The organism is Terasakiella brassicae, from assembly GCF_014641495.1.
Classification (GTDB): domain Bacteria; phylum Pseudomonadota; class Alphaproteobacteria; order Rhodospirillales; family Terasakiellaceae; genus Terasakiella; species Terasakiella brassicae.
In genome coordinates this window covers 1-21,763 of the sequence record NZ_BMHV01000016.1, presented here as the reverse complement: position 1 = coordinate 21,763, position 21,763 = coordinate 1, and the positions used below count along the sequence as shown (strand labels likewise).

The 21,763-nt window shown below is 48.4% G+C and carries 23 protein-coding genes; 13 read left to right on the top strand and 10 right to left on the bottom strand.

Annotated elements, in window-relative coordinates:
- Window positions 1-30: 30 nt before the first annotated feature.
- The 5 genes from lgt to IEW74_RS11545 all read left to right on the top strand — a co-directional run bounded on the left by lgt (window position 31) and on the right by IEW74_RS11545 (window position 4,851).
- A complete protein-coding gene (gene lgt / locus IEW74_RS11565; RefSeq protein ID WP_188665162.1) occupies window positions 31-864 on the top strand; it encodes a prolipoprotein diacylglyceryl transferase in 834 nt (277 codons plus the stop codon).
- Window positions 861-1,964, top strand: coding sequence for a class I SAM-dependent methyltransferase (locus IEW74_RS11560; RefSeq protein ID WP_188665158.1), 1,104 nt, complete (start codon window positions 861-863; stop codon window positions 1,962-1,964). Before lgt ends, IEW74_RS11560 begins: the two co-directional genes overlap by 4 nt.
- Window positions 1,961-2,737 (top strand): peptidoglycan editing factor PgeF, encoded by a 777-nt coding sequence (pgeF, locus tag IEW74_RS11555; protein WP_188665156.1) that lies wholly within the window; start codon window positions 1,961-1,963, stop codon window positions 2,735-2,737. Before IEW74_RS11560 ends, pgeF begins: the two co-directional genes overlap by 4 nt.
- A gap of 86 nt (window positions 2,738-2,823) precedes the next feature.
- A complete protein-coding gene (locus tag IEW74_RS11550; RefSeq protein ID WP_188665153.1) occupies window positions 2,824-3,777 on the top strand; it encodes a hypothetical protein in 954 nt (317 codons plus the stop codon).
- 141 nt (window positions 3,778-3,918) lie between these two features.
- Entirely contained in the window at window positions 3,919-4,851 is a 933-nt protein-coding gene (locus IEW74_RS11545) for a ribose-phosphate pyrophosphokinase (protein ID WP_188665150.1), read from the top strand.
- Between the two features lie 269 nt (window positions 4,852-5,120).
- On the opposite strand, the gene IEW74_RS11540 is transcribed toward IEW74_RS11545, so the two are convergent.
- From IEW74_RS11540 to phaR, 5 genes are all read right to left on the bottom strand, one after another.
- Window positions 5,121-5,957: a 2-oxoacid:ferredoxin oxidoreductase subunit beta gene (locus IEW74_RS11540; RefSeq protein ID WP_188665148.1), complete on the bottom strand. Its 837-nt coding sequence runs from the start codon at window positions 5,955-5,957 to the stop codon at window positions 5,121-5,123.
- Entirely contained in the window at window positions 5,957-7,681 is a 1,725-nt protein-coding gene (locus IEW74_RS11535) for a 2-oxoacid:acceptor oxidoreductase subunit alpha (RefSeq protein ID WP_188665147.1), read from the bottom strand. The genes IEW74_RS11540 and IEW74_RS11535 overlap by 1 nt, the downstream gene beginning before the upstream one ends.
- Window positions 7,682-7,926: 245 nt before the next feature.
- A complete protein-coding gene (locus IEW74_RS11530) occupies window positions 7,927-8,319 on the bottom strand; it encodes a helix-turn-helix domain-containing protein (RefSeq protein ID WP_188665145.1) in 393 nt (130 codons plus the stop codon).
- Between the two features lie 221 nt (window positions 8,320-8,540).
- Window positions 8,541-9,089 (bottom strand): hypothetical protein, encoded by a 549-nt coding sequence (locus IEW74_RS11525; RefSeq protein ID WP_188665143.1) that lies wholly within the window; start codon window positions 9,087-9,089, stop codon window positions 8,541-8,543.
- 171 nt (window positions 9,090-9,260) lie between these two features.
- Complete coding sequence (gene phaR, locus IEW74_RS11520) at window positions 9,261-9,872, bottom strand: polyhydroxyalkanoate synthesis repressor PhaR (RefSeq protein WP_188665141.1); 612 nt, start codon at window positions 9,870-9,872, stop codon at window positions 9,261-9,263.
- A gap of 240 nt (window positions 9,873-10,112) precedes the next feature.
- Here phaR and IEW74_RS11515 point away from each other — a divergent pair, with 240 nt between their 5' ends.
- The 4 genes from IEW74_RS11515 (at window position 10,113) to phbB (ending at window position 13,849) form a co-directional block, all read left to right on the top strand.
- Window positions 10,113-10,511: a hypothetical protein gene (locus tag IEW74_RS11515; protein WP_188665139.1), complete on the top strand. Its 399-nt coding sequence runs from the start codon at window positions 10,113-10,115 to the stop codon at window positions 10,509-10,511.
- Window positions 10,465-11,571, top strand: coding sequence for an alpha/beta fold hydrolase (locus IEW74_RS11510; protein WP_229734333.1), 1,107 nt, complete (start codon window positions 10,465-10,467; stop codon window positions 11,569-11,571). The genes IEW74_RS11515 and IEW74_RS11510 overlap by 47 nt, the downstream gene beginning before the upstream one ends.
- Before the next feature lie 140 nt (window positions 11,572-11,711).
- Window positions 11,712-12,887 (top strand): acetyl-CoA C-acetyltransferase, encoded by a 1,176-nt coding sequence (locus IEW74_RS11505; protein WP_188665134.1) that lies wholly within the window; start codon window positions 11,712-11,714, stop codon window positions 12,885-12,887.
- A 239-nt stretch (window positions 12,888-13,126) separates the two neighbouring features.
- A complete protein-coding gene (gene phbB / locus IEW74_RS11500; RefSeq protein ID WP_188665131.1) occupies window positions 13,127-13,849 on the top strand; it encodes an acetoacetyl-CoA reductase in 723 nt (240 codons plus the stop codon).
- Between the two features lie 62 nt (window positions 13,850-13,911).
- On the opposite strand, the gene IEW74_RS11495 is transcribed toward phbB, so the two are convergent.
- The gene (locus IEW74_RS11495) at window positions 13,912-14,862 is read right to left on the bottom strand and encodes a 2-hydroxyacid dehydrogenase (RefSeq protein ID WP_188665129.1); all 951 of its coding nucleotides are present in this window, start codon (window positions 14,860-14,862) and stop codon (window positions 13,912-13,914) included.
- A gap of 108 nt (window positions 14,863-14,970) precedes the next feature.
- On the bottom strand, window positions 14,971-15,798 hold the full coding sequence (locus IEW74_RS11490; RefSeq protein WP_229734331.1) for a J domain-containing protein: 828 nt from the start codon (window positions 15,796-15,798) through the stop codon (window positions 14,971-14,973).
- Window positions 15,799-16,182: 384 nt separating this feature from the next.
- Here IEW74_RS11490 and IEW74_RS11485 point away from each other — a divergent pair, with 384 nt between their 5' ends.
- Window positions 16,183-16,323 (top strand): hypothetical protein, encoded by a 141-nt coding sequence (locus IEW74_RS11485; RefSeq protein ID WP_188665127.1) that lies wholly within the window; start codon window positions 16,183-16,185, stop codon window positions 16,321-16,323.
- A 20-nt stretch (window positions 16,324-16,343) separates the two neighbouring features.
- Here IEW74_RS11485 and IEW74_RS17510 read toward each other — a convergent pair whose 3' ends face one another.
- The 3 genes from IEW74_RS17510 to IEW74_RS11475 form a co-directional block, all read right to left on the bottom strand.
- On the bottom strand, window positions 16,344-16,466 hold the full coding sequence (locus IEW74_RS17510; protein ID WP_268233808.1) for a hypothetical protein: 123 nt from the start codon (window positions 16,464-16,466) through the stop codon (window positions 16,344-16,346).
- A gap of 140 nt (window positions 16,467-16,606) precedes the next feature.
- Window positions 16,607-16,825 carry a hypothetical protein gene (locus IEW74_RS11480; RefSeq protein ID WP_188665125.1) on the bottom strand — a complete coding sequence of 73 codons (219 nt, stop codon included), beginning with the start codon at window positions 16,823-16,825 and terminating at the stop codon, window positions 16,607-16,609.
- Window positions 16,826-16,961: 136 nt separating this feature from the next.
- Window positions 16,962-18,197: a DEAD/DEAH box helicase gene (locus IEW74_RS11475; RefSeq protein ID WP_188665123.1), complete on the bottom strand. Its 1,236-nt coding sequence runs from the start codon at window positions 18,195-18,197 to the stop codon at window positions 16,962-16,964.
- Between the two features lie 789 nt (window positions 18,198-18,986).
- Between IEW74_RS11475 and IEW74_RS11470 the strand changes: the two genes are divergently transcribed.
- The 3 genes from IEW74_RS11470 to IEW74_RS11460 all read left to right on the top strand — a co-directional run bounded on the left by IEW74_RS11470 (window position 18,987) and on the right by IEW74_RS11460 (window position 21,609).
- The gene (locus IEW74_RS11470; RefSeq protein ID WP_188665120.1) at window positions 18,987-20,321 is read left to right on the top strand and encodes a tyrosine-type recombinase/integrase; all 1,335 of its coding nucleotides are present in this window, start codon (window positions 18,987-18,989) and stop codon (window positions 20,319-20,321) included.
- A 191-nt stretch (window positions 20,322-20,512) separates the two neighbouring features.
- A complete protein-coding gene (locus tag IEW74_RS11465; protein WP_188665117.1) occupies window positions 20,513-20,920 on the top strand; it encodes an MbcA/ParS/Xre antitoxin family protein in 408 nt (135 codons plus the stop codon).
- The gene (locus IEW74_RS11460) at window positions 20,920-21,609 is read left to right on the top strand and encodes an RES family NAD+ phosphorylase (protein ID WP_188665114.1); all 690 of its coding nucleotides are present in this window, start codon (window positions 20,920-20,922) and stop codon (window positions 21,607-21,609) included. Before IEW74_RS11465 ends, IEW74_RS11460 begins: the two co-directional genes overlap by 1 nt.
- Window positions 21,610-21,763 lie beyond the last annotated feature (154 nt).

Below are 21,763 nucleotides of genomic sequence, written 5' to 3'. Positions count from 1 at the left end.
CTTTGCATCGAAAGAAAGAGATTACATCAGATGACATTTGCCATTGCCTTTCCCATGATCGATCCCATTGCGGTTGAACTGGGGCCCATCGCTATTCGCTGGTATGCATTGGCCTATATCGTCGGTCTGGTCGGCGGTTGGCAGTATATCAAATTTCTGACCAAATCTTTCCCCGGCAACATCACCCACCAACAGGTTGACGATTTTCTGTTCTGGGCAACAATCGGCGTTGTTTTAGGTGGTCGTACCGGGTACGTGCTGTTTTATAATTTCGACTATTTCAGCCAAAATCCAATGGCCATTTTACAGGTCTGGAAAGGGGGCATGTCTTTCCACGGCGGGTTCCTTGGTGTGGTTGTTGCCGCGATTTTATTCTGTAAAAAACACAAACTGCCCATGCTGAGCTTTGGGGATTTGCTGGCCTGTGGGGCGCCGATTGGGTTGTTTTTCGGGCGCATTGCCAATTTCGCCAATGCCGAATTATTCGGGCGCGAAACCGATGTTCCGTGGGGGGTCATCTTCCCCAACGGCGGACCAAACCCGCGCCATCCCAGTCAAATCTACGAAGCCCTGATGGAAGGCCTCATCCTGTTTATTGTGCTGTTCATCCTGTCGCGCCGGGAACGTTTGCGCCAGTCACCCGGTCTTTTTATGGGGGTTTTCATTGCCGGGTACGGTATCGCCCGTTCTATCGTTGAAATGGTGCGCCAACCCGATGTGCAAATCGGTTATTTAAGCGGCGGTTCCACGATGGGACAATGGCTATCGGTGCCCATGATCCTCATCGGGATCGGGTTTATCATCTACGCCTTGCGCCATCAAAATAACGATGGGCAAAATAAAAAGGGGACAGAACGCGCATGACGTCCTTGTTGAAAATCCTGCGCCAGCGCATCGAAAATACCGGCCCGATTTCCGTATCCGATTTTATGGCAGAATGTTTGTGCCATCCCAAACACGGCTACTACATGAAAAAAGACCCGTTTGGGATCAAAGGGGATTTCACGACCGCCCCGGAAATTTCTCAGGCTTTTGGCGAACTTCTTGGTTTATGGGCGGCGATTACATGGCAACAAATGGGCAGTCCCGCGTCAGTTCATCTTGTGGAACTGGGACCGGGACGGGGTACCTTGATGTCAGATGCCTTACGGGCCACCCGCGCGGTACCCGGCTTTCATAAGGCCCTTGATGTGCATCTGGTGGAAATCAGCCCCGTTTTAAAATCCCGCCAGAAGGAAACCTTGCAAGATAGCGGGCTGGATATCCAATGGCATGATGATTTCACCCATTTACCCGATGGGCCTGCAATTTTCATTGCCAACGAATTTTTTGATGCCTTGCCCATTCGCCAGTTTGAAAAAGGTGAAAAGGGTTGGGCAGAACGTTTTATCGATCTTGACCCCGATGGAACAGGATTGCGGTTTGTCCTGCAAAGTGATCAAGCCGCCCAAGCCCTGATGCCCCCCGCCTTAAAAAACAAGGACGATCAAGGTTTCTTGTTTGAAATTTCATCCACCGCACAATCGGTGGCTTATGGTCTGGGTCAACGGATCAAGGAACAAGGCGGGGCCTTTTTAGCCATTGATTATGGCTACGCCCAACCGGATTTTGGTGAAACCCTGCAAGCCCTGAAAAATCATCAATACGCCCCCGTTCTGGATCATCCCGGTGACGTGGACTTAACCGCGCATGTGGATTTTGCCACATTGGCCCATAGTTTCCGCGATGGCGGGGCCAAAGTCTGGGGACCGATTGGTCAGGGTCTGTTTTTGGAACGCCTTGGCATTGCCCAACGGTTTCAGACCTTGTTGCAACATGCCAAGGATACACAACGTCCCAGCCTAATCGCCGCCCACAAACGCCTGACAGCGCCTGAAGAAATGGGTAAATTATTCAAAGTATTATGTGCGACCCATCCCGATCAGCCCACCCCGGCTGCCTTTGAAGAAGGTCAAGTGACATGAGCCAAGATCCCGTCTTTTTAACAGCTGACAACATCACAACAACCCACGGCTTTTTTACCCGTATCGGCGGATTAAGCACAGGTCTTTACGACTCGTTGAATTGCGCGTGGGGATCAAAAGACAGTCTGTCCGATGTTATGACCAACCGTGCCCTTGTGGTACAAAGTCTCGGCAACCGGATTTCCGACCTGCTTAGTGCCGCACAGGTGCATTCCAATCGTGTCCATAGCGTCGATCAGGTCTGGACACGTGAACGCAGCCCCGAAGTCGACGCCCTTGTCACCAACAAGCCGGGGATTGCCTTGGGGATTTTAACAGCCGATTGCGCCCCCATCCTGTTTCACGATCGGGAAAACCAGATTATCGGGGCCGCACACGCCGGATGGAAAGGGGCCATTGGCGGGGTGCTGGAAAACACCGTTCAGGCCATGATTGATCTTGGGGCCAAACGAGACAGCATCCATGCCTGTATCGGTCCGTGCATTCATCAGGCCTCTTATGAAGTCGATGCCGGTTTTTATAAAACTTTTCTCAATCAAGACCCGGTCTTTGAGAACTGGTTCACAGACGCAAAACGCGAAGGGCATTATCAATTTGACCTGCCGGGGTTTGTCAAATCTCGTCTGGAAACGTTATCACTGGCCAGTATTCAGGCATCCTTGGCCGACACTTACCCGGATGAAGAACGTTTCTTCAGCTATCGCCGTGCCACCCATAGAAACGAACCGGACTATGGACGTCAGATTTCCGTTATTAGCTTGGAAGCAGAATAATGCCTTATCTTGTCATGATGATGTTACTAAGCCTTGCGGCCCTGATGTTTTCCTGCGTCATGGTCATTTAGAACCATAACACCGCCATGTTCCATCGTCTTTTTGCCCTCAGTCTTGTCTTGATACTGGTTGCCTGCACACAGGCCCCGCAACCGCTACGCCATAGCCGGACCGGGTTTGATCCGTCCGGCCTGCGTCTGCGCGATGGGGGGACGATCTTCATTCAGAAAATTGAAGGGATTGCCAAACCATTAGCAAAAATTATGGGAAACAGCCTTGCAGAAAGTCTGGGCGCACGCGGCATTCCTTCAACCAGCAACGCAATCACCAACCCGTCTTATAAAGTGCGGGGACAGGTGGTCATCAAACGCGACCGGCGTAATCCCCATATAACAGGGGCGATTTACTGGACCTTTGCCAAGCGTGAAAGTGGTGAAAAACTCGAATATTCCCAACCGATAAATGTGGACCGCCGCCGTTGGGAATATGGTGATCAAGCTATGATCGACAATCTGGTCGAAGCGGCCGCCGATGAATTTGCAAGTTACCTACAAGATAACCGGGAACGCGAAGCTGTCGAACTGGCTGTACGTGATCAAGATGTTGTGTTTTTTATCGATAAAATTGACAGGGTGCCGGGGGATGGCGCAAATGCCTTGAAAAAGGCCATGACCCTAACCTTGCGTCAAGCCGGGGCGTTGGTACGCAACAAGCCATCTAAAAACGGTTATATTCTGGATGCAGAGGTGCGCGCCCTTGATCCGTTTGAAGGCAAACAACGCATCAAAATTGCTTGGATTGTCAAAGATGCCACCGGGCTGGAACTGGGCCGGGCGCAACTGAACAACCAACTGGAAGAAGGCCGTTTAAACAAGCCTTGGGGCCGATTGGCCTATGAAATTTCACGCGCGGCTGTACAAAGTATTGGATTAATGGTCGAACGCCATCGCAGCGAGGCCCAATTTGACCGGAGTCGCCCCCAAATCGGCACAACAGCTGCACCGGGACGGCGAAACCATCGGTTCATTGCCCCTTATTAACAATCCCACACACGTTGAAATGTCTTTGTTCCGTCACAAAGATGATCAAGATCGTTAATAAGACGTTTACATCAAACTTCCGCATTGATATGTTCGGCGCGAAATCACTCGGGCCCACCACATTATGGACTAGGTTTTCACATGAAAATCCTCACCGGTAACGCAAACCGTCCTCTGGCCGAAGCAATCTGTAAAGAGCTTGGCACTCCTCTCACCGAAGCCAGCGTCAAACGTTTTTCAGATCAGGAAGTCTTCGTTGAAATCCTTGAAAACGTTCGCGGTGAAGATGTCTTCATCGTTCAACCAACGTCTTATCCCGCAAACGACAATATGATGGAACTGTTGGTCACCATTGACGCCGCGCGTCGTGGATCAGCCCGGCGCATCACTGCTGTCGTTCCTTATTTCGGCTATGCCCGTCAGGACCGTAAATCGGCCCCACGCTCGCCGATTTCTGCAAAACTGGTTGCAAACCTGATTACCACAGCCGGTGCAGACCGCGTGTTGACAATGGACCTGCACGCCGGTCAAATTCAGGGGTTCTTCGATATTCCGGTGGATAACCTGCACGCCGCCCCGGTTTTTGCCCGCGATATCGCGCAACACTACGATACAGAAAATCTCTTGATCGTCTCCCCCGATGTCGGCGGTGTGGTTCGCGCACGTGCCATTGCCAAACGTCTGGACTGTAATCTTGCCATCATCGACAAACGCCGCGAACGCGCCGGGGTTTCCGAAGTTATGAATGTTATCGGCGATGTGGACGGTAAAAACTGTATTCTGATCGATGATATCGTCGATTCCGGCGGCACATTGTGCAATGCGGCACAGGCCTTGTTGAAAAATGGTGCCAAAAGTGCTTCTGCCTACATCACACACGGTGTTTTATCTGGCGGTGCGGTTTCACGCATTACCTCTTCTGCCTTGAAGGAACTGGCGGTTACAGATTCCATCCAAGGGACCGAGCCAGTGATTGATGCCAGCAACATTCGTCATATTTCCATCGCCCCGATCCTGTCGGAAGCGATTAAACGGATCCATGATGAACAATCCGTTTCCTGTCTGTTCGATTAAAGGGATGGAACGCTTTCTATCGTTCCATCCTCAGACTGCTGACAAAGTGTTTTCAGTAAATAATTGACCCAAAGCCGTCATCCCGCGCTTGATGCGGGATCCATTTAAAATCAATGGATTAGATGTTACTCATTGGACAAAGATGGATCCCCGATCAGGGTCGGGGATGACAGTTGAGGGGCTTTGTCAATAACCTGAAAGACTTTGCCAAAAAGCCTAAGGGCGGCAGATATGATGTATGCCGCCCTTAATTTTATAATGTAAAAGCCTTAAAGCTCAAAACTGGCTTCAATATCTTTCACACTATATTTCTCTTCCTGTTTGGGCGCATAAACCGGGCGCTGCGTCTCATAAAGAACGCCTGTGCTGAACCCGTCATCAGTTGCCAAAAACGCCATTGCTTCAGCCAAGGCATTGGTTTCTGAAATCTCGCCTTTGCGGATGATTTTTTTCCATTCCGTCTGTTCAGGACGGAACGTCACACAAGGACTGAGAATTTGCACAAAAGAAAACCCTTTGTGTTGAATAGCTTGTGTAATCAGTTTCGCCGATCCGTTCGGATCCCCTGCAAAACCACGGGCCACAAAACCTGCCCCGGCAGATAACGCAACAGCCAACGGATTAAAAGGGGAAACCCCTGTCCCGTGCGGTGTCAGTTTGGAACCTTCCCAATCCGATGCTGTCGTCGGGGAGGCTTGCCCTTTGGTCATGCCGTAGACTTCGTTATCCATCACAATATAGGTCATGTCCACATTGCGACGACAAGCATGCAGGAAGTGGTTCCCCCCGATGGAAAACCCATCTCCGTCGCCGCCTGTGGCAATAACGGTCAAATCAGGACGCGCCACTTTTAGGCCTGTCGCACTGGCAAGCGCCCGACCATGAATGCCGTGAAATCCATAAACGCTGGTATAAGCCGGAATACGGGAACTACAGCCAATACCGGAAATCACCGCGCAATTTTCACGCGCAATTTGCAGTTCTGCCAAAGCTTTGGTGACAGAGGCCAAAACAGAAAAATCACCGCATCCCGGACACCAGACTGGCTTGTAATCGGACTTATAGTCTTTAAACGTCAACGGTTTGTGTTGAACAACCTGATCCATTATGCCAGCTCCTTGATTTGAGTAACGATTTCATTGGGGCGGAACGGCAACGGTCCCGGTTTCGCCAATACAGTTGTGTCTTTCGGCAGATCAAATTCACTGCGCAGGTAGCGATAGAACTGCTTTGAGTGTGTTTGTTCCACGACCAATGCCTTCTTCACCCCTGCCATTGCTTCATTGAAACGATCAGGCAGGGCAGGAGCCAGCAAGCGCATGGATATTAATTTAACCTTTTGACCTTCGCCTTCCAAGCGTTTGATCGCTTCGCGCACAGGGGCGGTCACCGACCCAAACGTAATAACGGCAAAATCGCTATCGCCTTCAATTTCCGCCCAATGCTGGCCGTAATCGAACCCGGTCAATTTACGTTCGCGTTTATCAAGCTGGGCATAATGGTCTTCGGCCTGTGAACTGGGTCGGGCATTTTCCTGTGTTTCCAGACCGTCTGCCACATATTCCCCACCCGGTGTGCCCGGAATAGCCATTGGCGAAACGCCGCTGTCCGTCAGGGCATAGCGCTTGTAATCGACCACATGGGCCGGGGCCACTTCGCGTTTTGCCACAAAAGCCAAATCCGCCGGTTTGTCGATGACATTGCGCGATTGACCCAACGACTGATCGGATAAAACGATTGCCGTTGTCTGCAAGGCCTCCGCCAGATGTACGGTCCATTGCGTTGTAAACAGGCAGTCAGAAATGGAATTCGGTGCCGTTACAATATGGGGCGCATCGCCATGTAAACCATGCAGCGCAATGTTCAAATCACTTTGTTCGGATTTGGTCGGGATCCCCGTGCTGGGCCCCCCGCGCATCACATCGACCACAACAATGGGAATTTCGGCTGAAACCGCCAAACCCAGTGCCTCGGTCATCAAGGCCAGACCGGGGCCGGATGTTGCTGTAATCGAAGGCACCCCGCCGAACGAGCCGCCAATAATCATGTTGACAGACGCAAGCTCGTCTTCGGCCTGAACCAGAGTCCCCCCAACTTTTTCCAGATTGGGGGCAAGCCATTCCAGAATCTCGGTCGCCGGGGTAATCGGATAAGCCGCACAGAAACGCACACCGCCGCGAATGGCCCCCATTCCGGCCGCTTCGTTCCCGGTCAAAGACCAACGTGTCGTTTCACTGTCTTTGCTCGCCAGATGCAGGTTGATACCGATCTCGGCTTCCAGTTCACCGGCAACTTCCATCCCGCGTTTCACACCGGCAATCGACGCATCCAATGCCGTCTGACCTTTGCGTTTGAGAACTTTTTCCAAAATGGCTGACAAGGCATCCAAGGGCAAACCGGCAATTTCGCCCAACATCCCCAAACCGATCATATTGGGACGACCGCCTTCGACTTCTTTCGCCGTATCGCTTAACGGCACCAGAACCATGCGTGCCCCGCTGTTTTTCAACACATCCGGGGCTTCGCCTGCTGACGCATCGCCAATGATCACACTGTCATTGCGCAAGGGTAATTCAGCGGCAAAACGATCCACGTTCATCCAGTCAAAACAGAATAAAACGTCAAAATGATCATCCGGGCAGGCCACGGGGTCGCTGGACAAGCGAATAAAGGCTGCGGCTTCGCCACCTCGAATTTGCGGCCCGCTGGAACGTGTCATAAGGCCATAAAGGCCGGCTTTTGCAGCAGCATCCAGAAGCATCTGGCCCGCCGTCATTACACCCGCCCCACCGGCACCGGTGATGGCAATGGAAACAGTCTGAGAGGTCATGTGTCTCGCGATTCCTTAAATACAATTTCGAAAGCTCGGCTTTATATTCCAAAAACAGGGCCGTTCGCCCATGACATTTGTCAATTTTACCCAAAACTTTATACAAAGTTTCAAGTTTAGTGCCCCGAAATTAATAAAATTGCTGATTATATAGCAGTTATTTCTTGTATTTTACAGACAAACAAAACCGGGCGTGAAAACATTTCACACCCGGCTAAACATTCAAAACCTAGAATCGGTCTGCCTTAGTTTTTTTCGGCAGCAAGCGCGCGCGCCAATTGGCTAAGCGCATCCTGATGGCGATCATTGTTGATATGAGAGAAATTACGCGCAAGTTCCAGACACATACGCTGACGGTCTGTCAATTCGATCTCTGTTTCGTCTTTTTCATCCAGACCTTCAAAGAAGAAACCGACCGGAACTTTCAAAACCTGCCCAATTTCATAAAGACGACCCGCTGAAATACGGTTGATCCCGCGCTCATACTTATGCGCCTGTTGATAGGTAACGCCGATCATGTCGGCCATTTGTTGTTGGCTCAATCCCAACATAATGCGGCGTTCGCGAATACGTGCGCCAACATGACGGTCCGTATCTGTGGCACGGTTTGCGACTTTGCTTTCGACGGCATCGGACATGAAAGTGATCTCCTTATTCAACCAATATTCCGCTTTGTTTATTGTGGATTTCTATCAATGATTATACCGGGCAAAAATATTTTGCAAGAAAATATTTCTAGAATATTTCGTTGCACTACACATAAGAAAAAACTGTTTTAAGGCAAAATATTTATGATTTAAGGGCATTTTAGAGGGTCTCGAAAATATTTTTATCAAAATATTTCAAAATATTTCAACGCCTATGCGACAAAATTCACGGTTGAAATGCCCGGAGGTACGATCATAATTTTCTCTGCACGTTCCGCACTCTTTATAGAGTCTTCCCTTGCATTAAACTCTCCTCCAGGTTGCGCACCTGCATCAAGATAAGCTTGATGCGAGGCTTTATAACGTGCTGCCCCGAGGGAAGCTTGCCGATCAGATCCATATCCCTGTTGCGCTTGCAGCACTGTCAAATTGGCGATGAATGTCGGGCTTGAATAATAAGATTTATTATTTCTCCCCCCATTCAGGGCCTGCGCCTGACCTGTATCGGCAGGTTGCGCCTTGCTTTTCTGTGTCTCCTGTTCTTGCGTAGCTTCTTCTGATTTGTCATGGCGCACACGATCATGCAAGGGGCGCATGACTTTATTGCGAATATCCACCGACAGACTATTGACGAAAGCCTGTGCCGAATTCTGCGTTTTAGACGTGTCGGGGGCAACTTCTTGATTTTGACCACGCGCCGCACGTAACGGTCCCGCCGGAACAGCGGGGACAAGTGCTTTGGTTTCAAGAGTAACAGCCACGGGTCTATTTACCTGCAATTCAAATACAGAAAGTCGTTCAGTATAGAATCAAAACAGCAGACTGTCAGCCCAAAGACAACCTTTGCAACAAAATGTGATCACGTAAAAAACGCCTTTCGCGGGTGGCAAAAGGCGTTTTGAACGCATGCAGTCTTAAAATTCAAGTTGGACTTACTTTTGACTGAGTTTGCTCAACTGCTGCTGCATGGCTTCCAGTTGAGCTTTCATTTTTTCCAGATCATCGCCTGCTTTTTCAGCCGATTGAGACGGTTTTTCATCTATTTTCTGGCCTGCGTCCGCCTCTTTATGTTCGCCTTCTTTGTAGAATTGCGGCGCAAACATGCGCATGGCGTTTTCAAACATCACCATATTTTGCTTGTTCATCTCTTCAAAGGAACCGAACGGGTTTAACCCCCCCATTGTCTCTTTCATATAATCGCGCATCTTTTCCTGATTGGTGGCAAAAGATTGCATCGATTGTTCCAGATAACTCGGCACCAGTCCTTGCAAGCTATCACCATAAAAACTGATCAGGTGGCGCAAGAAACTGACCGGTAACAGATTTTGCCCCTTGGCTTCTTCTTCCACAATAATCTGTGTCAGAACTGAACGCGTGATTTCATCTCCGCTTTTTGCATCAAAAACAGCAAACTGGGTCCCTTCTTTTACCATCTGTGCCAGATGGTCCAGCGTCACATAGCTGCTGGTGGCGGTGTTGTATAAACGGCGGTTGGCGTACTTCTTGATCGTAATCGGTGCTTCTTTATCTTCAGTTTGTGCCATATCATATCTTCTTTTTTTAAGTCCCAAGCCCTCTCACATATATATCTCACATATATATTATGTGGAGGTCTCCCCATAGCCTTGTACCATAACGCGAATTCACTGCACACAAAAGTATCGCATTGCAGTATTGTGAAAAAAATTACAAAAATCACCAAATAATTGACCTTTATCCGGTCTCTATAGTAACTTTTTGCGGCAGCGTTGCTGCGTAACGGCAAAAAAAAGACGATAAAAGCAATGAGTGATTCCGATAAAAAGATCCACGATCTCGCCGCACAATATCTCGACCTTTGGCAAAAACAGCTTCTTTCCCAATCTTCAGAACGCGTTGTTGAAGACAGCCTTAAATTAGGCGAAGTCTTCAATCAACAAGCCAGCGAAATGATGAAAACACTGGATACGCCGGAAAAAATTCAAAGCTGGATGGGAAACTGGGCTGATAGCTGGAAAGAGCAATTCAAAGATGGCACAAACCCGTTCACAACCGCCCAAACGGGTGGGACCACGTCCGCTTCCCCTGCACCTGAGCACACTGAGCGCAACATGGATGAGCTGTCGCACCGCATTGACGCGCTTGAAAAGCGGGTCCGTGAACTGGAGTCCCGACTTGAAAATACAGGCCGAAAGCCTGACTGACCAAATTTCGGCCTATCCTGAAGATTCTTTTCGCGCAGCCCTTGATGCGGAAGCCTTTTTACGGGCTCAGCATTTTTTGGCGGGCGTACGCGCCTATCACAAACACCCTTATGAACGCTGCCTGAGCGAGGCCCCGGTTTTATGGCAGGACGGCGCATCACGTCTTCTGGATTACGGCGGTCCCGACAACGGCCCCGTCGTTCTTGCCGTACCGTCGCTGATCAATAAAGCCTACATTCTTGATCTCAGCGAAAAACGCAGCTTGATGCGCAGTCTCGCAAACAAAGGTATCCGCTGTTTTTTACTGGATTGGGGGGAACCGGGTGCGGCAGAAAAACAATTCACACTGGAAGACTATATCCTTGAACGCCTGAACAACGCCGTCACTGAAATCTATCGTCAATGCAATCGTCCCGTCACTTTGATCGGTTATTGCATGGGGGGTGTTCTATGCACTGCATTGGCCGCCTTGGAACCGGACAAAATTGACCGCCTCGCCCTGTTGGCGACACCATGGGATTTTCATGCTGGCAGTTCTCGCCATGCCCATATTATGCGCTGCGCTCAACCTCAATTGGAAAGCCTCATACAAACTTTGGGGCTGTTACCCGTCGATATGATCCAAAGCCTGTTTGCTGCCATTGATCCCTACCAAATTCTACAAAAGTTTATGGAATTTTCCAAAATGGATCCCGCAAGTCGCACGGCCGAGAAGTTTGTCGCAATGGAAGACTGGATCAATGATGGCGTCCCCTTGGTCGGGAATGTTGCACGCGAGTGCCTGTTTGGCTGGTATATCGACAACAAACCCGGACGCGGTGTTTGGGAAATCGATGGGCATTTTATAGATCCGAGGGAAATTCATCACCCGACTTATCTGGTGATCCCGCAAAATGACCGAATCGTTCCCCCGGAATCGGCCCATGCTTTGGCCCAAAAATTACCGAACCGTCAGGTCAAAACCGTAAAAGCCGGGCACATCGGCATGATGACCGGACGCAACGCCCAACGCGGCCTTTATACCCCCTTGGCTAAGTGGCTCTTAACACAAGAAAAATAATTATATAACAATTCTAATTTCGCATTCGCACAATCATTGCTTGACCATTCGTCTTGCTTCTATACCCTATTGGCCTGCGAGGCGGCGGCTTACCCGCCCTTTGCAGGGGAAATAATAATTATATTTAGGAGACATTGAATATGACTGAAGTGGTCATTGTTGGTGCAGCCCGTACAGCGGTCGGCAACTTTAGCGGCAGCCTTGCCAGCGTCCCCGCGCACGAATTGGGCGCAACGGTAATCAAAGCCGCGTTGGAACGCGCAGGCGTTGATGCTGCAGACGTTCAGGAAGTCTTTATGGGTCAGGTTTTGACCGGTGGTCAGGGCCAAAACCCGGCACGTCAAGCCGCCATTCTCGCCGGTTGCCCGGAAGAGTCCACCGCCATGACCATCAATCAGGTTTGTGGGTCCGGTCTACGCTCCGTTGCCATGGGTATGCAAGCCATCCTGATGGGGGATGCCGATATCGTCGTTGCCGGTGGTCAGGAAAATATGTCTCTGTCTCCGCACGTGATGCATCTGCGCAACGGCACGAAAATGGGCCCGGCTAAAATGGAAGACACCATGATCAAAGACGGTCTGTGGTGTGCCTTTAATGATTATCATATGGGGACAACAGCGCAAAATATTGCGGACAAGTACCAAATCTCGCGCGAGGAACAAGACGCTTTTGCCGCCGGCTCGCAAAACAAAGCCGAAGCCGCACGCGCTGCTGGTAAGTTCGACGAGGAAATCGTCCCGGTGACCATCAAAAATCGCAAAGGCGATATCATTTTTGACAAAGACGAATTCATCAAAGAAGGCGTAAGCGCAGAAGGCCTTGGTAAACTGCGTCCGGCTTTCTCTAAAGACGGTTCCGTCACCGCCGGTAACGCCTCCGGTCTTAATGACGGGGCTTCCGTTGTTGTGTTGATGAGCAAGGAAGAAGCTGACAAACGCGGCCTGACACCATTGGCAACCATCAAAGCATGGGCCACCCACGGTGTTGATCCGAAAATCATGGGGACAGGCCCGATCCCGGCCGTCACCAAGGCATTGGATAAAGCCGGTTGGTCTATCGATGATCTGGATCTGATCGAAGCCAACGAAGCGTTTGCGGCACAAGCTATTTCCGTTAACAAGGAACTTGGCTGGGACACTGATAAAGTCAACGTGAATGGCGGTGCCATTGCCATTGGTCACCCGATCGGCGCATCCGGCAACCGCATTCTTGTCACCCTGTTGCACGAAATGAAGCGCCGCGATTCCAAAAAAGGGATTGCAACGCTGTGTATCGGTGGTGGTCAAGGTGTAGCATTGTGTGTAGAACGCGCCTAAGCCACAACTGATGATCGTTTGTTAAACAAGCGAACAACGTTGGTAAACTATTGAAAAACAGCTCTTTTCCATATGGGAAGAGCTGTTTTTTTTATGCAAAACGATAAAGTTTGAATATTTCAAAATTAGGGGTGGATTTATGCCATTAATGTCCCCACAATGCCAAGATTGAAGATCGGGGAGTTTCGGTCTTTTCAGAACAAAAAAACTGTGGACTAAAAAAGTAGAGGAAGAAACAGATGGGTCGTGTAGCACTCGTAACTGGTGGGACGCGCGGTATTGGTCGCGCAATTTCTGAACGCCTTAAAGACGCCGGTTATACCGTCGCTGCCAATTTTGGCGGTAACGAAGAAGCCGCAAAGAAATTTACAGAAGAAACAGGCATTGCTTCTTATAAATGTGACGTCAGCGATTTTGATGCCTGTCAGGAAATGCTCAAGAAAATCGAAGCCGACCTCGGCCCTGTTGAGATCCTGATCAACAACGCCGGTATCACACGTGACGGCACCCTGCACCGTATGTCTGCGGACAACTGGGAAGCGGTTATTGCAACCAACCTGTCCTCCTGCTTTAACCTGTGTCGCGGTGTCATCGACGGCATGCGCGAGCGCAGCTTCGGTCGGATTGTCAACATTGGTTCTATTAACGGTCAAGCCGGGCAATATGGTCAGGTTAACTATGCCGCTGCCAAATCCGGTATCCACGGCTTCACCAAAGCCTTGGCCCAAGAAGGCGCGGGCAAAGGCATCACCGTGAACGCCATTGCACCGGGTTATGTAGATACCGACATGGTTCGTGCGGTTCCGCCTGCCGTTCTTGAAAAAATTATTGCGAAAATCCCGATGGGCCGTTTGGGTCGCGCCGACGATATCGCACGTGGCGTGTTGTTCCTGGTTGCTGATGAAGGCGACTTCATCACAGGTGCAACCCTGTCCATCAACGGTGGTCAGCACATGTACTAAGAGAAATTCTCTTAGGTCTTTCAAAGCCCTCTGTGATTGATTACAGAGGGCTTTTTCTTTGTTTACACCACCACATTAGGCGGGGTTTTACCTTCAAAAAACGTTTTCAAATTTTCCAAGGCACAAAATCCCATTGCATTGCGTGTTTCCACTGTGCCACTACCCAAATGAGGCAGTAAAAACGTATTGGGCAAGTCACGGTAACCTGCATGCAAGTGTGGTTCCCCGGTGAACACATCCAGCCCCGCAGCCCTTAAACGACCACTTTTCAAGGCGGCGATTAAAGCCTCATCATCCACAACCGGACCCCGGGCCGTATTCACGACCACAGCGCCTTGCGGCATTTTTTCAATAGCCTGTGTATTTAAAAGCCCTTTGGTTTCAGGCGTTAACGGACAATGCAGGGACAGGACATCACTGTGCATCAACAGACTTTCTGCCGTTTCGTGATAGGTCGCATCAAACGCAACCGGACGGCGGTTATGATAATGTATATCCATGCCAAATGCTTTGGCACGCCGGGCAACCGCCTGCCCGATACGCCCCATCCCCAAAATGCCCAAACGCTTGCCCTGAAGCCCCATTCCCATCAATTGGGTCGGGGTCCAACCTGTCCATTTATCTTCGCGAATAAGACGTTCGCCTTCGTATGCTCGACGGGTCGCCCCTAATATCAATAACATAGCAATGTCGGCTGTCGCATCGGTCAGAACGCCGGGCGTATTGGTCACCACGATATCGCGTTTTTTCGCAGCCGCAATATCCACATGTTCATAACCGACCGAGAATGTCGAAATGATGCGGATACGGTCCGGTAGTTTTGCAATCAAATCGGCACCGATTTGATCACAGGGCGTGCACAAAATGCCATCTACACCTTGGCTATGTTGAATTAACTTTTCTGAATTGTCGGCAAATTCACCTGTGGATAAATTGGTTTCAAATGTATCCATAAGCCGATTTTCCACATCCTGCGGCAATCTTCGGGTAACAAAAAGACGAGGTCGCTGCATCCATTCTACCTTTCAAACAGTGTAGTTTACAGAAGTATCCTACCAAAAAAAATGCCGTTCCGAAAACAGAACGGCAAAAGAAAATTTATCCACACCCCTGTGGATAAGTCAGCTTGCATAGCGCAAAACTTCCATCGCCTGGTTCAATTGGCTCATGCGTTCATGGCTGCCATACTTCCCGTCTGGGTGGTGAATTGTCGCCAGCATGCGAAACCGTGCCCGCAGTTCCATACGGCTTGGATAGGTCTTTGGCGGGAAACCCAGAATATGCAACGCATCACTTCGATCCTGAACACCATCTCGTAACGGTTCAAACGACAACACAGATACAATCGCCTGAAGTCTTTCCAATTCCTCAACCGTTTCGGGTAGTTGATGATTTTTCTGTTCTTGTTTTGCGGCTTCTTGTGCCTCTTTACGAATACGATCAATCTCGCGTTGGCGTTGCTCTATGGTTTCTGGGGTATCGATGCGCACCTGTGCCTTGCCCTCCTCCATATACAATGCTAAGTTGAGCGCCTTACGAATGAACAAAGCATCATAACCGGGGGCCATGCGAACTTGCAGTCGAGGCTTGCGTCGCCATGGTCGGCCCTTGCTCGGCCCCGATTTCAGGATCACGGTTTCACGGTCTTGCGGGTCCGGGTCGCCCGGATCGGCAAAATCAGATATGTCAGCATCACTGACCATCAACAAAACGGAACGAGCAAGATCCGCCACATTTACTTTTTTGCGATCAGCCAGTTTTGACACCCGATCCCGAAATTGACTGGAGCAGGGAATGGTATAGGAATGTTTCAAATTCGATGCTTTTGATTTTGTCTCAGCCATTTTTACATCGCCATTTTGTTCTTTATCATTGTCGGCGTCATGTAAAAAAGATGACCCCGACACATTGGATGCCCCCTGATGGACATGCGCTGAATTTTCCAACATTTTTATTGCCTATTTGTCATTATGTGAGCCTTTACCCGTCAAGATCAACTACGAATGTTGTTTTCAAAGTAAAAAAGACCAACACCGCTGAAACCTTGAGGATCAAGACACGCCTCAAGCTCCTTACAACATACTGTTTTTTCGTAAAAAAAGTGTTACCTACATGCGCAGACAAAATTTAAGGGTTTTTAAACACTCTGGATTCAAGTGTAGTTGCATAAAACCGCGTTTGCAGTTTTTGCCCTTCCCGCCTTCGCAACCCCCTTTACCTTTTAAAAGGCTTGGACAAACACGTTTATCTGCTTAACTCTTAGTCTTATGAGCGTGATGAGAAATTCAAGCCCATCGCTTAGGCGATCAGCTTGTCGGTAAATGCTCAGCCCAATGGATGGTAAAATTGCCATGGTTACAGGCGGCGCAACTGGCATTGGGCGTGCAATTGTCAATGTGGGCAGTATTGCTGGAAAAACCGGTTTTGGGTCGTCAATCCCATATGCCGTTTCCAAAGCTGCAATGATGAACTAACAAAGCCATTGGCAGGGGCATTAGCCCCGGATATCCGTATAAATGGCGTTATGCCGGGTGCCGTAAAAACCCGGTGGTGGCAAGGCAATGAAGACAAGATGTATGCTTGTCCGGTCAACTTCCGTTACAACGTATTTCGACACCAGAAGATATCGCCGATACTGTTCTAATGTTATTGCAGGCCCTTTCCATCACCGGACAAAATACAAGGCCGAGAACGGACAAACTCTGTGATGGATTAAATGTCCGCTATGAACCCAAAGGAAAAAGAAATCTTCGGCTTCTATTTAGCCTTCTTTTCTTTCTCTGCAGCCAGCCTCAACGCTTTCAAAGCTTTTGTTTTATCAAGCGTTTTTTGCTTTTGTGCTTTTTTGGATTTGATAAGGGTATTGTCCTTAACCTTTGGCGGTCTGCTGTCTTGAAATTCACTCTGATCGCCGCGTTCAATGGCCGCGATCATTTTATCATCTGCAGTGTTTGGTCGTGTTGATCCTGATCCCATAACTTTTCCTTCTCTTTAGAGAATAATTCATCATCTTCATCTGACAGAAAAATGTCGATCTCGTCCGCATCTGCCAATTTTAAGAAAGATAGCCAGAAGCCACTCCGATTTCGTGATGTCGTATGTTCAGTATAAACTACGCTGCGCTTTTTTTAGGCTTACCTTGATACCGTTTTGACTTCGCTCGGCGGTTCGGAGACGCTCGAGAACCCCGCTTAGTCGGTTTGGGCTCGTCCTGAGACGGTTGACCACCTAAAACATCAAGTTGCTGCTGCATCAGTTTTTCAATATCACGAAGGTAAGCTTGTTCACTTGGATCACACATAGAAATTGCAGCACCAGATGCCCCAGCCCTTGCTGTACGACCGATACGATGAACGTAATCTTCAGCAATATTCGGAAGCTCGAAGTTAATGACGTGGCTGACATTGTCGATGTCAATCCCTCGTGCTGCTATGTCTGTCGCCACCAAAACACGGACTTCACCGCTGCTGAAGTTTTTAAGTGCTTTTTGCCGTGCGCCTTGCGATTTATTGCCATGAATAGCGGCTGACGTGATACCCGCCTTATCAAGCTGTTGTGCCACCCGGTTGGCTCGGTGTTTCGTCCGCGTAAAGACGATGGTTTTATTTATGGACTTATCGCCTAAGATATTGGTTAGCAATCCATTTTTATCAGCTGCGGGCACGTAGTACACACTTTGGGCAATGCGTTCAACCGGTGTTGATTGCGGTGTCACCTCTATACGGACGGGATCGTGCAGTATGCTGCTGGCAAGTCCAGAAACCGTTTTGGGCATGGTTGCGGAAAAGAACAGGGTTTGGCGTTCTTTTGGCAGTGCGGCAATGATTTTTTTAACATCATGGATGAAGCCCATATCCAACATACGATCAGCTTCGTCCAATACAAAATGCCAAATGTGATTGAGTGAAATATGCCCTTGGTTCATTAGGTCTAAAAGACGCCCAGGTGTCGCAACGACAATATCAACACCGCGCTGAAGTGCACTAACCTGACGTTTTTGGCTAACACCCCCAAAAATAACAGTATGTCGAACAGGGAGATGGCGCCCTAAGCTTTCAATCGATTCGCCAATTTGAATTGCCAGCTCTCGGGTAGGAGCAAGAATGATACTCAAGGGAAACTTGGGCGCAGGCGGTTCCCAATCTTCGGCAAGTTCATGCAGGATGGGAAGACTGAAGGCTGCCGTCTTGCCAGTCCCGGTCTGTGCAATCCCCAACAAATCGCATTTTTCTAAAAGAGAAGGTATTGATTGTTCTTGAATGGGCGTAGGCGTTTCAAATTGTTGTTCTCGCAGTGCACGCAACAATGGTTCAGACAGGCCAAGCGCCTCAAAATTTTTCGATTGCATAAAGTTTCTTTCGGCCGCGCATACATCCTATTTCGACACAGGGATAAACTTCGGCATTTTTAACATCCCGGAGCGCAGGCGGGGCATTCAATAAATTATTTTCAATTTCGAGATATTGTCACGCTGAGCTTTCAGCGGAATTGCGCGATCGCGAATGAATACTAAAGGGATCATTTGCGCCCAAATTCGGTGTGTGTCAATCTATCAATTGAGTTTTTGTCATATTTACATGGCTGCTAACATCAATTGTGCATCCGTGTCACCTTGACGGACAGCCCGATCAATCCACATAACACCGTCGCAGACGTCAGCCTTAACTCCTTTTCCAAGAAGAAGCATCCCGCCAATATATGGCTAGCGCTATTACGACCATGTCCATATTACAGTAATAAGTATATAACGTAACATAACTCATTAAAAAACATGGTGCCGAAGAGAGGATTTGAACCTCCGACCTACTGATTACGAATTAGAATTTTATGGTATCACGTGGGGCCATGCAAAATCACTGCATATCATCAACATATTGATATTACGTTATTTTAGTGACATATCATGATAAGTATTGTTAATGTAGATCACCATGAATAACTGAAATTTGCGTCCAAATTGCGTCCAAATGGAATTTTGAAAATACAAAATGGATGTAATCAATATTGAGATAGAGGGGCCTGAAAGGTGTCCAACGTGTCCAACCTGTCCAGCGCCAAGGTTACTGCGCTATTCAGAAGGGGCACTTTAAAAATTTACCTGTCCTGCACCTGTCCACTCTACTATATGAGGTGACCTATGCCGAAATTGACCAAACGTTTAATTGATTCCCTAAAGCCAACCGAACAGGAGTATGCTGTTTGGGATGATGAATTAAAGGGGTTCGGCATACGCGTTAGCCCAAAAGGGAATAAAACCTTCCAAGTTTACTGGCGCGCTGGCAAGCGGGAACGTAAACGCAAGGTGGGCCGCTATCCACCAATGACTGTTGACCAAGCCCGAAAAGCCGCCTTCGAATTGTTGTCCGATGTTGAAAACGGTAATGATCCCGCAGTTAAACAAGACCTGTTACGTAAAGCCGAAACCATGACAGAGCTTGGCAACCGTTTCTTAATCGAACATTCTATTCCTCATAACAAAGAAAAAACAGTTTATGAGAACCGTCACCTCTTGGATCGTTTTATTTTCCCTGCACTGGGTAAAGTAAAAGCCGTGGATGTTGCTAAAAGTGATGTCCGACGTTTGCACCAATCCTTAAAAGATACCCCATATCAGGCTAATCGCGTATTGGCACTACTTTCCAAAATATTCAATTTTACTGCCGATGATCTTTATGAAATCCGTCACGATTGGCGCAATCCGACAGACCGATTACAGAAATTTAAAGAAGAGAAACGCAAGCGCTATTTATCTCAACAGGAATTACAGATTATCTCAAAAGCAATGCACATTGCAGAACGGGAAAATATAGGTACCCCACATGCCTTGGCTGCTTTGCGGCTTTTAATTTTCACCGGCGCAAGAAAGAGTGAAATTCTTTCTTTAAAATGGGATTATATCAATTGGGATCGCCGTTGCTTTGCATTACCGGACAGCAAGACGGGTGCAAAAGACATCCCATTAAGCCCACCCGCACTGGAAGTCCTTAACAATATAGAGAAGCTCAAAGACAATCCTTACGTCATCGTGGGCAAGAATCCTCAAACCCATATGGATGATTTAGGCCCTACTTGGCGACGCATTCGCAATCTCGCAACAATATTAATGTTGGAAGAAGACGAGATATGGGGACCCGTCATTGAAAAAATAAAACAGGAAAATAACACCCGGCCAAGTTTGCAAACGGTCAAACGAATTGCAGATCAAAAAGGGTACACCTTACCAACAGGTATTGCTGATGTCCGCGTTCACGATCTACGTCATAGTTTTGCAAGTATTGCCGTTGGCGCTGGCATCCCCTTGCCCCTGATTGGCGGCTTATTGGGGCATACACAAACCCAAACAACAGCACGTTATGCCCATTTAGAAGCTGAGCCACTTCATCAAGCAACAAATACCATCGGTAGACACTTACAGGCGGCTATGGCAGATGATGAAATAAGTGCTGAAATTATCCAGTTTTCCAAACAGTAGCTCATATTCCTTGCCATTACATAGTTTGACTGCCCTCAATTGATAAAACTATGAAATTCATAAAATAACTTGATTTACTATGAATATAGAGTTATATATAGACCATATAATCCCTTGTTCAATTACAAAGCACTCTCGGATGGAATCATCCGAGAGTGCTTTGTAGACCGTGCGTCAAAAGGAGTAACGTTATGACAAATGCTAATGCTGCACTTAATAGTGCCCAAAGCCGGAAAACGATGTCAGGCGCGGGATTACGCACGTTCTTTAACATTGCAGATCTATGGAAACTCAATGGCAAAGAATGCATGACACTCCTTGGTGTCACAAATGAATCAACCTACTATAAATGGAAAAAAAACCCTGATTGCTGCACCCTTGCCCGTGACACTTTAGAGCGCCTTTCTTATATCCTTGGGATCTACAAAGCTCTCCAAATTCTGTTACCTAGAGAAGATGCCGCAGATGATTGGATCAAAAAAGCTAATAATGCTCCCTTGTTTAATGGCCGAAGTGCGCTGGATAGAATGCTGTCTGGTAATGTTGTCGACCTGTTTATCGTTCGCCAATATCTTGATGCTCAAAGAGGCGGCATTTAATGAGCGACAATATATCGGTACATGATATTTTCTGGGAACCTTGCTATCGAATTGTCCCCTCAAGGTTCCCGCCGATTGGCCTCTTTGAACGGGTGAGTAATCCAGCTGATCTTGATGCTGTGTTTGCACTGGAAGCTCTAACCAATGACCGGTTGCGAGATGAAACTGGTGACTTATCGCTTGTAATGCCCGAAGATCGCATTTCTGGCCCTAATACCAGCCCAATCATGGCTGCATTTACCCACGTTAATCCGGACGGCAGCCGCTTCACAGACGGCATGTATGGTGTCTTCTATGCTGCTAATGACCTCGAAACAGCCATTATTGAAGTTAAACACCATCGAGAAAATTTCATGCGCGCAACCAATGAGCCCAAGATGGAATTGGATATGCGCGCCTACGCTATTACCGTAGATGCTGCATTACACGATATACGAGGTCTCCAAAACCTTCGCAGTGACTTATACGACCCCGAAAGTTACGCGACCTCACAATCTTTTGCTAAACGATTACGGGAAGAGGGTTCTTGGGGGATCGTCTATGACAGTGTTCGCAATCCCGAAGGAGAATGTATAGCTGCCTTTAAGCCCCGCGCAATATCCAATTGCCGCCAAGCAAACCATCTGTATTTTTTGTGGGATGGTGATCGAATTGCGCAGGTATATGAGAAAAAAATACTGAATGGCTAACTGTCTCGTTCCTCGATATTACGTTGATTTGCAGGGCGACTGGACCCGTCCCCTAAAACTGGAGAGCACCTTCTGTTAAACTGAGATTTACAGGAGGAATAAATGAGTCTCAAAAAATCTGATGAATTTAAAAGCGAAGCCGTCCAGCTTGCAC

What these genes read in the sequence shown, in the direction of transcription:
- IEW74_RS11465 (WP_188665117.1), top strand. Translation starts at nt 20,513, where the DNA reads ATGACAAATGCTAATGCTGCACTTAATAGTGCCCAAAGCCGGAAAACG.
- IEW74_RS11540 (WP_188665148.1), bottom strand. Translation starts at nt 5,957, where the DNA reads ATGGATCAGGTTGTTCAACACAAACCGTTGACGTTTAAAGACTATAAG.
- IEW74_RS11470 (WP_188665120.1), top strand. Translation starts at nt 18,987, where the DNA reads ATGCCGAAATTGACCAAACGTTTAATTGATTCCCTAAAGCCAACCGAA.
- IEW74_RS11485 (WP_188665127.1), top strand. Translation starts at nt 16,183, where the DNA reads ATGGATGGTAAAATTGCCATGGTTACAGGCGGCGCAACTGGCATTGGG.
- IEW74_RS11505 (WP_188665134.1), top strand. Translation starts at nt 11,712, where the DNA reads ATGACTGAAGTGGTCATTGTTGGTGCAGCCCGTACAGCGGTCGGCAAC.
- IEW74_RS11495 (WP_188665129.1), bottom strand. Translation starts at nt 14,862, where the DNA reads ATGCAGCGACCTCGTCTTTTTGTTACCCGAAGATTGCCGCAGGATGTG.
- phaR (WP_188665141.1), bottom strand. Translation starts at nt 9,872, where the DNA reads ATGGCACAAACTGAAGATAAAGAAGCACCGATTACGATCAAGAAGTAC.
- IEW74_RS11560 (WP_188665158.1), top strand. Translation starts at nt 861, where the DNA reads ATGACGTCCTTGTTGAAAATCCTGCGCCAGCGCATCGAAAATACCGGC.
- IEW74_RS11490 (WP_229734331.1), bottom strand. Translation starts at nt 15,798, where the DNA reads ATGTTGGAAAATTCAGCGCATGTCCATCAGGGGGCATCCAATGTGTCG.
- IEW74_RS11515 (WP_188665139.1), top strand. Translation starts at nt 10,113, where the DNA reads ATGAGTGATTCCGATAAAAAGATCCACGATCTCGCCGCACAATATCTC.
- IEW74_RS11480 (WP_188665125.1), bottom strand. Translation starts at nt 16,825, where the DNA reads ATGGGATCAGGATCAACACGACCAAACACTGCAGATGATAAAATGATC.
- IEW74_RS11475 (WP_188665123.1), bottom strand. Translation starts at nt 18,197, where the DNA reads ATGCAATCGAAAAATTTTGAGGCGCTTGGCCTGTCTGAACCATTGTTG.
- IEW74_RS11460 (WP_188665114.1), top strand. Translation starts at nt 20,920, where the DNA reads ATGAGCGACAATATATCGGTACATGATATTTTCTGGGAACCTTGCTAT.
- IEW74_RS11545 (WP_188665150.1), top strand. Translation starts at nt 3,919, where the DNA reads ATGAAAATCCTCACCGGTAACGCAAACCGTCCTCTGGCCGAAGCAATC.
- lgt (WP_188665162.1), top strand. Translation starts at nt 31, where the DNA reads ATGACATTTGCCATTGCCTTTCCCATGATCGATCCCATTGCGGTTGAA.
- IEW74_RS11550 (WP_188665153.1), top strand. Translation starts at nt 2,824, where the DNA reads ATGTTCCATCGTCTTTTTGCCCTCAGTCTTGTCTTGATACTGGTTGCC.
- IEW74_RS11535 (WP_188665147.1), bottom strand. Translation starts at nt 7,681, where the DNA reads ATGACCTCTCAGACTGTTTCCATTGCCATCACCGGTGCCGGTGGGGCG.
- pgeF (WP_188665156.1), top strand. Translation starts at nt 1,961, where the DNA reads ATGAGCCAAGATCCCGTCTTTTTAACAGCTGACAACATCACAACAACC.
- phbB (WP_188665131.1), top strand. Translation starts at nt 13,127, where the DNA reads ATGGGTCGTGTAGCACTCGTAACTGGTGGGACGCGCGGTATTGGTCGC.
- IEW74_RS11530 (WP_188665145.1), bottom strand. Translation starts at nt 8,319, where the DNA reads ATGTCCGATGCCGTCGAAAGCAAAGTCGCAAACCGTGCCACAGATACG.